Below are 13,108 nucleotides of genomic sequence, written 5' to 3' on the forward strand. Positions count from 1 at the left end.
AAAAACTGTTAAATGAGGAAAAAAATATTTGGCGACTCTAGCATTTAGTTCATTTCTTATCGCAGCTCAGGTTATTTATTTCGAGTTATCAGAAGAACAAAGGTGCGATATTTTCATGCAAAGAGTCTTGTAGACTACAAAGTAGAAGTCAATAAGATTGTTGCTGATAAAGGTTATGACAGCACATTATTCAAAAAATATGTAGAGCTTAAAGGTGGAAAGAGCATCGTTGCTAAACAAAATTATGGGAGAGATATCGATAAAAGTGGTATAGACTTATCTCTATATAAGTATCGTCATTTAGTAGAGAACTCCTTTGGGAAATTCGACCCTATCATTCAGTTCTAACTATAAATGACAAATTAGGAAGAAATTGTGTCAGCATAGTATCATTGGCATTTATATTAATGTGGTTGTTGTTATATTGTTGGACGAATTTTGTACAGAAAAGATCAAAAGCATCTAATAACCTGAAACAATGATTATCAGGTACTCATCGGAAAAATGTTCTCTTTAACTGATCTATATCATACATGTCATCTTCCAGATTTTGTCGTACTGGTTCAAATAGTAAGGTATCGAAAGCAGTACAACGGCCTATTTGTATCTGTGTTGAATTTTCGGTTGATCTAATTGGTGCAATGCTACTGGTGGCTATCGCCAGCTTAGTATGGATACTGACAGTATGGCCAAGATTAATTATCTTACTTAGTCACATCCCTTGTGATGCGTGATAGCAACATGTTAACGCGGTACTTGATCTTTCAGTGGCTAGTGATGCTACTTTATAGGTTAGAAGATGTATTTAAGCGGTATAAGTTTGGTGACATCACGAGGGTAGGAAAACAGGAATACACTCATGATGGATACTACCATGTGGTTTTTCGTTGTTTGTCTAGTTTTAGGCTGCTGTGTAGGATTACTAGCGGGATTACTGGGAATCGGCGGCGGTTTGCTCATTGTGCCCACATTGTCATCTGTACTGCCATGGGCGGGTATTTCTTCACCAATACTAATTATGCCTATGGCGTTGGCGACTTCTTTAGCTAGCATTGTTATCACTTCCTTGTCTTCTGCTTTGTCCCACTATCGATTGGGAAATGTACAGCCTTATGTGATTAAGGCCCTCCTGCCAAGTCTTTTGATGGGTGGGGTTATAGGTAGTGTGATTGCCGACCGTTTACCTGTCAATTACCTACCACGTATATTTGGTGGGATCGTGTGGATGTTGGCGCTTCAAATGATGTTTTCATTACGTGCTGAAACAGCACGAGCACTTTCCTTCACTACAGCCCATGTATTAAATGGCTGCATTATAGGGATTCTTTCTAGTTTAGTGGGTATCGGTGGTGGTTCTTTTACTGTGCCTTATTTGACTTACTGTGGTATTAAAATGCATAAAGCTATTGGTACAGCATCTTTTTGTGGGGTATTCCTTGCTGCGGCAGGCATGTCTAGCTTTATCGTTCTTGGTCTATCACAACCGGAACCGTTATTCAAGTACAGTGTTGGATATGTTTACTTACCCGCATTGATTGGTATCACAACCACTTCAGTATTTACAACGAAATATGGTGCTAAACTTGCTTCACGTTTATCAACTTCCATTATTAAGCGAATATTTGCTGTATTTTTGCTTTTGGTGGGAGCTCGTATGTTTTTAACCTAAGGAAAATATAATTAATGTCTTTAAAATTTCCGCAAATAGATCCAATTGTGATTGAAATTGGTTCAGTCGCTGTTCGCTGGTATGGATTGATGTATCTGGCTGGATTGGTCTTTGCTTTCTGGTTGGCAAACTGTCGTGCAGATAAGCTGGGTAGTGGTTGGACACGTGATGAAGTCAGTGATCTTCTTTTTGCTGGGTTTCTTGGGGTAGTTTTCGGTGGTCGCATTGGTTATGTGTTGTTTTATCAATTTGATGTCTTCCTCAACAATCCCTTATTCTTGTTTAAGGTCTGGATGGGAGGAATGTCTTTTCATGGTGGTCTATTGGGCGTGATATTTGCCTTAGTATGGTTCTCCTCCCGCACAAACCGTAATTTATTCGTGGTTTCCGATTTTATCGCACCGCTCGTACCATTTGGCTTGGGTGCCGGTCGATTAGGTAATTTTATCAATGGCGAACTTTTGGGACGTAAAACTGATGCGGCGTGGGGCGTAGTATTTCCAATCGACAATCCTATTGTACGTCATCCGTCACAACTCTATGAATTGATGCTTGAGGGTGTTGTATTGTTTTTTATCCTAAATTGGTTTATTCGTAAGCCACGTCCAATGGGGGCAGTATCAAGCTTATTCTTGATTGGGTATGGTGCATTCCGTATTATTGTGGAGTTTTATCGAGAGCCAGATGCGCATTTGGGGTTGTTTGGAGATTGGATTAGCATGGGACAAATCTTATCAGCTCCGATGGTTATAACTGGAATCTTGATGATGGTATGGTCTTATCGTTGTCACCTAAATACACAGGATGCTACCTAAAACCGTATTCTAGATGTAGTTTGTCTTGGGCTTTCTCTTGAATTAAGGAAATAGCCTCAAATCTGTATAAGAGAGTCTTTTTCAAGTTGGTTAATTACGAAGAATAAGTTTAGGGCTGAGCAACTGTTTATAGCGAAGCATTGCTGTCTCTGCTAATGAGCGTTTATGATAATCCTTGTTTTTTTTCCACTCCACCAGTTTAGCCTCTTTTAAAGCCTTGACAGCTTCATTTCTAGAATGCCCTTTCTCCCAGTACCCCGCGTTGCTTCGAGGTGGAATACAGGGCGTTATTTCTTTGTTCTTCAGTACGTGGTGACACGCTCTTGTGTCATAGGATCTATCAGCACTTACTTGCTGTATCTTTCGTCGTAATGAGTTAAGCAATATAGGTAAAACCTCACTTATCACCCACAAAAACTAGGATAACTTCTGCAGCAATAAACTCCTGAGTAGACACATTAACGGCAAGATGCTGTTTGCGCCAGATCCGTCGCTTCTCCTTCCCATGTTTACGCGTTTCTCATTCACCTTCGTCGTATAATTTTAAGCTTGTGGCATCAATAACGATGTGGGAGACTGCTCCTCGACTCGGCAAAGGGTACTTAACTTCTATGATCTTCGAACGCTTACTAATGCAAGTGTATGTAGGGGATTCCAGCGGGACATTCATCAACGTAAAAACTGAATTGAGAAAGCCTTCTAATCCATGAAGTGGGAGCTTGAAAATACCTTTCACCATCAGTACCGTTTCAATTTTGGTATCCGAAAATATAAAGCCACGGTTACGATGACCGTGATGCTTTAGGCGACACCACGCCTTAATAGCAGCGACGTTTATCCAAAAAGTCACTGAGCTACGGTTTACTAATGCTTGATGATATTGTTTCCAGTTTTTGATCTTGATCTTTCCATTTCCCACCATCACCTCCCACTTAACTCCATGATAATCTAATCGTAGGAATTGTGATTAGTTCAGATATTTGGGAAATAACACCACGGTAGCCACCAAAATATACCTATTGAATAAATGAGTAGTTTGTTGATAACACTAATACATTCAACAAAATACAGCTAATAATCAATACGAACCTTCTTTTCATCACAATTTTCATCTACCTCATTCGATTCCAGTAACACAACATTCAGCAAGGAATATCCTGCTAGAGCCGAAAGAGTTGAACCCATTAAGATGCCTAGTCTCGAGAGTGTAATGTAGCTTTCACCAACCCCAGAAAATGCCAATGATGAAATAAAGATCGACATCGTAAAACCAATTCCACACAATAATGACACTGCAAAAATCTGTTTGAAATTCACTTTTTCAGGTAGCTTTGCTAGACCGATCTTCACAGATACCCAGCAAAACATAAATATACCTAAGGGCTTACCCATCAACAATCCTAGTGCGATACCAATCGGTAAGGTATTGGTTAAGCTAGCTAACGACACACCTTCTAGGGATACACCAGCATTAGCGAACGCAAACAGTGGAAGAATCAAGAATGCCGCATAAGGGTGAATCGCATGTTCCAGCGTTTTTAGTGGTGACTTTCCATTTTTCTTACCCTCAAGCGGAATGATAAAACCAAGTATTATACCAGCAAGTGTTGCATGTACACCCGACTTAAGAACACTGAACCACAATATCAGTCCAATCAACATGTACCATTTAATATCCGTCACATTTTTATTGTTCATCAAATATAATGCTACGGTTGAAAGAAAAGCTATCGTCAATGCTATCAATGACAGATCACTGCTATAGAAAAAAGCGATTATGACAATAACACCCAGATCATCAATGATTGCCAACGCCAACAAGAACACTTTTAGTGATAGAGGGACTCGCTTTCCCAGCAGTGCCATCACACCCAGTGCAAATGCAATATCAGTTGCCGAGGGTATCGCCCAGCCACTTGCGGTCAGAGGGTCATTAAAATTAAAGGTCAGATACACTAACGCAGGAAACAACATACCGCCAATAGCTGCAATGGCTGGGAAAATAGCCTTTTCTTTCGTATTGAGGGCACCTTCTATTAATTCTCTCTTCACTTCAAGACCAATTAGAAGGAAAAAGATAGACATTAGGCCATCGTTTATCCAATGTCCTATAGACAAACCTGCTATATAGCGATGCAATACACTCTCATAGAGTAATTGCAATGGGGAGTTTACAATGCATATTGCTAGTATTGCAGCAACCATCAGCACTAAACCACCGGCTGACTCCATTTTGAGAAACTGACGAATTACATCAGTCATTTAAAGCACTCCATTATAATTTGTCATTCGTAATTATTAATTACTAGGGGCAGTTAATTTTTGCTGTACAAAACTCGTACAACAATACAACGGCAGCCAAATTAACATACATGCCAGTGATACTATATCGACGTCATTTCTCACAATTCTTCATATCTAGTTGAAACTGAATGATATTATTTAATCATCCTACAGGAATTTCCTACTAAATGACTATTCTTATATAGAAACTAGTCTATACCACTTTTATTAATATCTCGCCCATAATTTTGCTTAGCAATGACAATCTTTCCACCTTTAAGCAGCGTTATTTCCAACATATCTGAACTAATCGCAATTCCTACGATTAGATTATCATGGAGTTAAGTGGGAGGTGATGATGGGAAATGGAAAGATCAAGATCAAAAACTGGAAACAATATCATCAAGCATTAGTAAACCGTAGCTTAGTGACTTTTTGGATAAACATCGCTGCTATTAAGGCATGGTATTGCCTAAAGCATCACGGTCATCGTAACCGTGGCTTTATATTTTCGGATACTAAAATTGAAACGGTACTGATGGTGAAAGGTATTTTCAAGCTCCCACTTCATAGATTAGAAGGTTTTCTCAATTCAGTTTTTATGTTGATGAATGTCCCGCTGGAATCCCCCACATACACTTGCATTAGTAAGCGTTCGAAGATCATAGAAGTTAAGTATTGTTTACTGAGTCGAGGAGCAGTACCTTTAACAACCTGATATCTGAGAATGCGGAGGTTGTGACAAACCTGTAGCTGGGACGAATCAACGAAGGCAATCCCTGTTGGCTTTTCCTGACGGTGAGTGAGGTAAAAGCAAAGCGGAACCAAAACACCTTGCATAAGCTTGAGAATTCTCGTGTAGCTGAATAATTCAGGAAATTCGTTGGTGAAGTAGCGACAAACAAAGTAGATGTAATAGGTTTTAAAGTCTCAATACCCAAATTGATGGAAAGCTATCACTATCGTCATCACTTCGCTAACTGAAAGGCGAGAAGGTTTGTTTCTTTATTTAACACCGAAAGCAATTAGGTGTTTTTCCCGATCAGAGAGGAAAGTCGAGCAAAAGCCATCGACATCAACGAAAACAGCGTCTCAGTTATTCATGACCAAGTCCTTGTCCAGTCAATAGTTTATTTCAAATGATCAGATCGAGACTTGGGCATTCAGTGCATTTCTTATACGTAATTCAGGTTAATTACAATACTCAAGTTAGTTAAGCATTGGTAAATGTGAAAGCGATGAACAAAGTTCTAAGACTCGTTATGCTTGTTCACCAGCAGACAAATTAAGACTGCAAAAAGATTTGGATCAGTGCGTTATAGGCCTGATTGAATCAACAACACCATCACAATATCCAAAATGTTTAACGAATAAACATGATGTATCTACAAAGATAATTTTATTATTACCATAAACAAAAAGACTTTCTCCGAGATGTAACCCAAACACAGCCTATTTAAATAAAAGGCGAGCAGTTGCACAACGTCGATAAAGAATCATAGTAATCTGTTTAATAACGATAAAAATACAAGTTCTTGTCCTAAGTTATATCAATCCTATTGATAATAGAAAGGTATCAGTAGTCCAATTGTAATATTAGTGCAATATTTTATCCCTACTATCGCTTTCAGGTCCTTTCATTGACATACAACTGACACGGAGATTTCTTTTATGACATCCCAAGCCTCGACTGCTGCACCGATTAACAGCTCTAATAATTGGGTACGTTGGGCCAATCTGGCATTAATGCTTTATACACTACTTGTTGCAGTATCCATGGTTGGTAGTGGTTTCAAATGGGCAGTAGGAAAGGAAGCAAATACATTATTCTTATTTGCTTCTCACCCTGTTGCTAGCCTGATGATCGGTATCATTGCAACTGCATTGATCCAATCCTCAAGCACTGTTACATCCATTATCGTGGGTTTAGTCGCGGGGGGCCTACCAGTTGAAACAGCCATCCCAATGATAATGGGTGCCAACATCGGTACTACCGTTACTAATACGGTAGTAAGTATGGGACATGCACGTTGCAAAGATGAATTCCGTCGTGCGTTTACCTGTGCGACTATCCACGATTTTTTCAACTTGTTGGCCGTTTCTATCTTTTTGCCTCTAGAAATCATGTCTGGTTTTCTAGAAAAGATCTCAGGTTGGCTTGTTGCCCCGCTGATATTTGAGGGCAATTTGAGTATGAAAGGCTTAGACTTCATGGGTACTTTGACGACACCTTTAGTGAATAGTACTAAAGATATGTTGTCTACCCTTACAGGTAACTGGGGTGCAATAGCATTAATCGTCATCGGCATTACATTGATCTTCGTATCAATCACCATGATGGGAACCCTGATGCGTTCTTTAATGGTGGGTCGTGCAAAAGAACTCCTACACAGTGCAATCGGTCACAGTCCAATCCACGGCATCTTATCAGGCACTATCGTCACTATATTAGTTCAATCTTCGTCAACGACAACTAGCCTAATGGTTCCATTGGTCGGAACAAAAGTTTTAAAAGTACGTGATGTTTACCCATTTACTTTGGGTGCAAACATAGGTACGTGTGTCACAGCACTGCTGGCAGCAACCGCTGTAACGGGTTTAAACGCTGTATTCGCAATGCAAATTGCTTTGGTTCACTTAGCGTTCAACGTGCTGGCAACACTGCTAATCTTCGGTATCCCATTCTTGCGTGAGATCCCCTTGAAATGTGCAGAAGTACTGGGTGAAATCGCAGCAAAAACCAAACTGGCGGTTATTGCTTACTTAGGGCTGGTATTCATAGCCATACCTGCAGGTATTTTATTAATGACCAAATAAATCCGTCAAGTCCACTTAAGACGTTTCTTTGAGTCTCCTTGGAAGAACCTACCCTTCATTTCATTCCAGCCCATAAGAAGGACTCAGTACCTTAAGTGATCCGCGTTTATATAACGTTGTATTACTAAATCGCAATCGGAGCTCTAATCATAGACTGTGCTTCGTAGCCTTCAATCTCGAAGTCTTCGAACCTATACCCAAAAATTGATTCAGGCTTACGCTTTATCTTCAGCGTTGGTATAGTCCTAGGTGAGCGCTTCAGTTGCTCATATACTATCTTATCGGTCAGATGATTCCGATAGATATGAACATCACCAAAAGTATGAACAAAATCGCCGACTTCTAAATCACATTGCTGTGCAATCATATGGATAAATAATGCATAGCTTGCTATATTAAACGGGACACCAAGGAAGTAGTCTGCGCTACGCTGATAAAGCTGACATGATAATTTTCTATCAACAACATAGAACTGAAATAAGCAATGACAGGGCGCTAACGCCATTTTTCCTTGTTCAACGTTTTCTTGGGGACTCATTGTCTCATTCGGCAAATCTGCAGGATTCCACGCAGTAATGATGAGCCGCCGAGAATTTGGTTTAGTTTTGATTTGATCAATTAGCTCAGTTATTTGATCCACGCTAGAACCATCATGGCAAACCCAAGAGCGCCATTGCGCGCCATATACAGGGCCTAAATCACCAGTCTTTGTTGCCCAATCATCCCAAATAGACACCTGATTTTCTTGCAGATATCTGATGTTGGTATCCCCATTTAAAAACCAAAGTAGTTCATGAATAATGGCACGTGTATACATTTTTTTTGTTGTGAGAAGAGGAAAACCTTGCCTAAGATCAAAACGCAATTGACGACCAAACACAGAGCGGATACCTACACCCGTACGATCGCTCTTATCATTACCCTTATCGATTATATCCTGCATCAAATCAAGATATTGCTTCATACATATTTCCTTTCGTTATCTCGCTCTCTAGCGGGATATTTATTTAATGACACAAAAGTCTAAATTCAAGTTTGAAGTACGATACTTTATAATCAAACTACTGATGCCATATTTTTAATAAATAACGGCTCACTGCTTGAATAGTAAATAGTTTTTAGGCCGATGATTATTCCTTACTTGAATGAAGATATTATCTCTAATTTCAAGACTATTCTTAAGTCTATACCTTTATTTACCTAGTGTCTCAAAAGCCCATCAGCATTCTTATTTTCCCCTCATTCCTATGAACAGTTAGGGTAAACAAAATAAATCTCAGTATCCAAAGCTTTTGCTATATCTTCATGATGAGCGAATGCTCGGCCATAATCGTGTAGACATGTTTCTTGTGTGGTATCAATAAATCAACCTCAGATCTGCATAAATGCTTGCTTATTAAACTTAGTCATCTTAATATTCGGGTTCTTTAATTGAAATAAATACGCTATAAACCCCGCCATCAAGTTGCCCATAAAGCTGGTTTAACTCCGGTGCCGAGAATACTCAATTCGAGATATATTTTTTAGTTGGTTAAAAACGGTTTTAATAATAAATTATTTTCGGAGCATCAAGCAATTCCAAAGTTTCATCATTTTGGGTTTCATATTTTTTTCATACCCGTTATCAGTGTCACTCCCTTGTCTGCAAGTTCTCGCTCCAATGGACCCCAAATATAACCTTTATCTCCGTATAAACACCAAAAAGCTCGTCAACCATTTCAAATACAGGCTTTCTATCATCCATGCTAACTGTCGTCACTTTGACTGAGATAATGCCACCTTAGTCATTGATAATAAAGTGTGATTTGAAACCGTATAACCACCACATCGTTCCTTTTCCTCGCTTCACGGTACCTTTAAAAACCTGATGTCTGAGAATGCGTAGGTTACGCCAAACCTGTAGCTTGGACGAATTAACGAAGGCAATTCCTGTCGGCTTTGCCTGAGGGTAAGTGAGGTAAGAGCAAAGAGGAACCAGAACACCTTACATGAGTTTGAGCATCCTCGTGTAGCTAATTAATTCAGGAAATTCGTTGTGAGGTAGCGACAAACAAAGTGGATGTAATAGGTTTTGAAGTTTCAATATCCAGATTGATGGAAAGCTATCATTATCGTCATCACTTCGCTAATTTTTCGTTGAAAAGGCTTATTTCTTTGTTTGATACCGGAAGAAATTAGGTTTTTTCCATGCAGGAAGGAAAGTGTGGCGTTGTTTCCAAAATATCTGAACTACTCTCAATTCCTACGCTTAGATCATCTTGGAGTTTAAGCAGGAAGTGATGATGGGAAAGGGAAAGGGAAAGGGAAAGGGAAAGCACAAGATCAGCAACTGGAAACAATATAATCAAGCATTAGTAAATAGTGGCTTAGTGACTTTCTGGATAGACGTTGTTGCTATTAAGGTATGGCCTTGTATAAAACATCACGATCCTCGTAGCCGTGAGTGTATATTTTCGGATACCGCGATTGAAACAGCACTGATGGTGAAAGGTATTTTTAAACTTTCACTTCATGGATTAGAAGGCTTTCTCAATTTAGTTTTTACGTTGATGACTGTCTCGCTAAAATCCCCTACATACACCTGCATTAGGAATGCGTTCGAAGACCGTAAAAATTAAGTACAGTTTGCCGAGGCAAGGAGCTCTCGACCACATCGTTATTGATGCTACAGGCCTAAAAGTATACGACAAAGGTAAATGGAAAATGCGTAAACAAGGTAAAGAAAAGCGACGGACCTGGCGCAAACTTCATCTTACCGTTGATGTGTTTACTCATGAGGTTATTACTGCAGAAGTTAGCCTAGTTTTTGTGGGTAACAACGAGGTTTGACCTACATCGCTTAATCCCTTACGACGAAAAATACAGCAAGTCAGTGCTGATGGAGCCTATGATACAAGAGCATGTCACCACGTACTAAAAAACAAATGAATAACGCGCAGTATTCCACCTCGAAGCAACGCGGGATTCTAGGAGAAAAAGCATCCTAGAAATAAAACTGTAAAGGCTTTAAAAGAGGACATACTGGCGGAGCAAAAAAGGACAGGGGTTATCACAAACGCTCATTAGCAGAAACAGCAATGTTTCGCTATAAACAGTTGCTCAACCCTAAACTTACTCTTCGTAATTACAATGCTCAAGTTAGTGAAGCGCGGGCAAATATAAAACAATAAACAAAGTTCTAAGACTCGCTATACCTGTTCGCCAGCAGACAAATCAAGACTGTAGAAAAGATCTGTATCAGTGCATTATAGGCCTGATTTAATCAATAACACCTATGTCAACGGTCAACGGTAAAAAAGAGAGAATTATAGGAGAATAATCGACGATTAGAGTATCAACACTGCAAGGCACTACATTTAAATTCCTTACCGTGAGAGAAGAGTGTGCCACTTTCGGTAGTTGGTTTCTTTTTTTACTATGCTAGACCAATAAGTAGCGTAGTTATTATCTACATTAAGACCCATCTATCAATATTATCTAGGAACATATTTTACATTTCCATTTTTTATACGGTTTTTTGAGCAGGAATAAGCAAGTGAGAAAGATTTGAGACCTGCATCATTGATGAGATGATTTTAATCAATAGAGTAGTTCAGTTATCCAACTCAGGCTGCCAATTAATCGGAGTTTTACCCATCTGTAACAGGAGTAGGTTGGTTTGGGAAAAATGACGACATCCAAAGAAACCACGATGCGCAGAAAGTGGTGAGGGGTGTGGTGCTTCCAAAACATGATGACGGTTACGGTCAATTGCTAGACCTTTTCTACGGGCATGCATACCCCACAATAAAAAGATTACTCTTTCACAATGTTGTTCAACCATTTCCATTACACGATCTGTAAAGGTTTCCCAACCTAGGTGGGCGTGTGAATGAGCGTTACCCTGTTCAACCGTCAATACGGTATTAAGAAGTAACACACCTTGGTTAGCCCAACTTTTTAAGAAACCATGATTCGGTATGAAAAAGCCTTCAATATCCTGAGCTAACTCTTTATACACGTTCATCAATGACGGGGGTTGCTTAATGCCGGGCAATACCGAAAAACAAATACCATGTGCTTGATTTGGGCCATGATATGGGTCTTGACCAAGGATCACCACCTTCACATCACCGAGTTCTGTAAAACGAAGTGCGTTAAATACATCTTTCTTTGATGGATAAATCACTGTTCCTTGCTGACGTGCCCTTGTCACATAGGCCATGGTTTGCCGAAAGTAGTCACGACCTTTTTCCTGACCGATCATTTCTTTCCAAGTTTTCCTTCCAGTCATGCTTACACTGTCCATATCTAATGAAAGATTCGTATTTTAACTTCTCAAGACACCCGATATTATAACTTATAATGGACACAAGTAGATGGATTTAACTACCCAACACACTGACTTTATGATTATCCCTTTCAATGAAACGACATAAAACTAAATATTTTTATATAAATGCTTCAGAACATGACAGATCAATGTCACCTTATCCTAACCTTTCCTCTCGATCATATATTCAATAAATTGGTTATGCTTTAAAGGCAATATGGCATATTGATCTTTAATGAGTATTTCTTAATTAGCATGGCGAAACGTTATAAGCAACCTAGGATCTGCATAAGCGCTTTCTTATCAAACCTAGTTATTTTGATGCTCAGTTTCTTTGGTTGAAATGAATACGCGATAAGCCCCGCCAGTAACTTGACCATAAATCTGATACAACTACGGTGCCGTAAATACTCAATTTGGGATATGTTTTTTAGTTGGTCAAAAACGGATTTAATGAATAAATCGTTTCCGGAGAATCAGACGGTCCCAAAGTTTCATCACTTTGGGTTTTATATTTTTTTCATACCCGTTATTAACGTCACTCCATTTTCTGCAAGTTCCCACTCCAATGCATCAGAGATATAACCTTTATCTCCGTATAAACACTCCCAAATCTCGTCAGCCATTTCCGATACAGGCTTTCTTTCATCCATCTTATCCGTCATCACTTTGACTGAGATAATGCCACTTTGGTCATTGACCATAAGGTGTAATTTGAAACCGTAGAACTACCCCATCGTTTCTTTTCCTTGCTTTGCGGTACCTTTAAAAACCTGATGTCTGAGAATGTGTAGGTTGTGATAAACCTGTAGCTTGGATGAATCAACGAAGGCAATCCCTGTCGGCCTTTCTTAGCGATGAGTGAGGTAAGAGTAAAGAGTAAAGAGTAAAGAGGAACCAAAACACCTTGTATGAGATTAAGCATTCGCGTGTAACTAACTAATTCAGGGAATTCGGTGGTGAGGTAGCAGCAAACAAAGTGGATGTAATAGGTTTTGAAGTCTCGATACTAAGATTGATGGAAAGCTATCACTATCGTCATCACTTCGCTAACTGAAAGCTGAGAAGGTTTGTTTCTTTGTTTAACACCAAAAGAAATTAGGAGTTTTCCCATACAGGGAGGAAAATCTGGCAGAAATCGTCGACATCGACGAAAACAGCGTCTAAGTTATTCATGTCCAAATCCTTGTGCAGTCAATAGTTTTTTCCAAA

The 13,108-nt window shown here is 39.3% G+C and carries 6 protein-coding genes and 6 pseudogenes; 5 read left to right on the plus strand and 7 right to left on the minus strand.

What is annotated here, in order from left to right; genetic code table 11:
- The first annotated feature begins 859 nt into the window (after positions 1 to 859).
- Together BTN49_RS02270 and lgt are read left to right on the plus strand one after the other, a co-directional pair.
- On the plus strand, positions 860 to 1,669 hold the full coding sequence (locus BTN49_RS02270) for a sulfite exporter TauE/SafE family protein (protein WP_097355841.1): 810 nt from the start codon (positions 860 to 862) through the stop codon (positions 1,667 to 1,669).
- A gap of 14 nt (positions 1,670 to 1,683) precedes the next feature.
- Positions 1,684 to 2,484 (plus strand): prolipoprotein diacylglyceryl transferase, encoded by an 801-nt coding sequence (lgt, locus tag BTN49_RS02275; RefSeq protein ID WP_097355842.1) that lies wholly within the window; start codon positions 1,684 to 1,686, stop codon positions 2,482 to 2,484.
- A 90-nt stretch (positions 2,485 to 2,574) separates the two neighbouring features.
- Here lgt and BTN49_RS14760 read toward each other — a convergent pair.
- Together BTN49_RS14760 and nhaA are read right to left on the minus strand one after the other, a co-directional pair.
- Positions 2,575 to 3,403, minus strand: a pseudogene (locus tag BTN49_RS14760) (IS5 family transposase).
- Positions 3,404 to 3,555: 152 nt separating this feature from the next.
- Positions 3,556 to 4,746 (minus strand): Na+/H+ antiporter NhaA, encoded by a 1,191-nt coding sequence (gene nhaA / locus BTN49_RS02290; protein ID WP_097355845.1) that lies wholly within the window; start codon positions 4,744 to 4,746, stop codon positions 3,556 to 3,558.
- 379 nt (positions 4,747 to 5,125) lie between these two features.
- Between nhaA and BTN49_RS02295 the strand changes: the two are divergent.
- Positions 5,126 to 5,470, plus strand: a pseudogene (locus tag BTN49_RS02295) (transposase); the annotation flags it as partial.
- On the opposite strand, the pseudogene BTN49_RS21720 reads toward BTN49_RS02295, so the two are convergent.
- Positions 5,458 to 5,859, minus strand: a pseudogene (locus BTN49_RS21720) (transposase); the annotation flags it as partial. The pseudogenes BTN49_RS02295 and BTN49_RS21720 overlap by 13 nt on opposite strands.
- Before the next feature lie 579 nt (positions 5,860 to 6,438).
- On the opposite strand from BTN49_RS21720, the gene BTN49_RS02305 reads away from it, so the two are divergent.
- On the plus strand, positions 6,439 to 7,584 hold the full coding sequence (locus BTN49_RS02305) for a Na/Pi symporter (RefSeq protein ID WP_097355848.1): 1,146 nt from the start codon (positions 6,439 to 6,441) through the stop codon (positions 7,582 to 7,584).
- A gap of 124 nt (positions 7,585 to 7,708) precedes the next feature.
- Here the strand turns inward: BTN49_RS02305 and BTN49_RS02310 are convergent, their stop codons facing one another.
- Entirely contained in the window at positions 7,709 to 8,548 is an 840-nt protein-coding gene (locus BTN49_RS02310; protein ID WP_097355849.1) for a thymidylate synthase, read from the minus strand.
- 407 nt (positions 8,549 to 8,955) lie between these two features.
- A pseudogene (locus BTN49_RS21725) lies at positions 8,956 to 9,823 on the minus strand (IS982 family transposase).
- Between the two features lie 43 nt (positions 9,824 to 9,866).
- Between BTN49_RS21725 and BTN49_RS02320 the strand changes: the two are divergent.
- Positions 9,867 to 10,846, plus strand: a pseudogene (locus BTN49_RS02320) (IS5 family transposase).
- 330 nt (positions 10,847 to 11,176) lie between these two features.
- On the opposite strand, the gene ung reads toward BTN49_RS02320, so the two are convergent.
- Positions 11,177 to 11,857 carry a uracil-DNA glycosylase gene (gene ung / locus BTN49_RS02325; RefSeq protein WP_097355850.1) on the minus strand — a complete coding sequence of 227 codons (681 nt, stop codon included), beginning with the start codon at positions 11,855 to 11,857 and terminating at the stop codon, positions 11,177 to 11,179.
- Between the two features lie 305 nt (positions 11,858 to 12,162).
- Positions 12,163 to 13,072, minus strand: a pseudogene (locus tag BTN49_RS20045) (IS982 family transposase).
- Positions 13,073 to 13,108: the final 36 nt, after the last annotated feature.

The organism is Candidatus Enterovibrio escicola, assembly GCF_002464935.1.
GTDB lineage: Bacteria > Pseudomonadota > Gammaproteobacteria > Enterobacterales > Vibrionaceae > Enterovibrio > Enterovibrio escicola.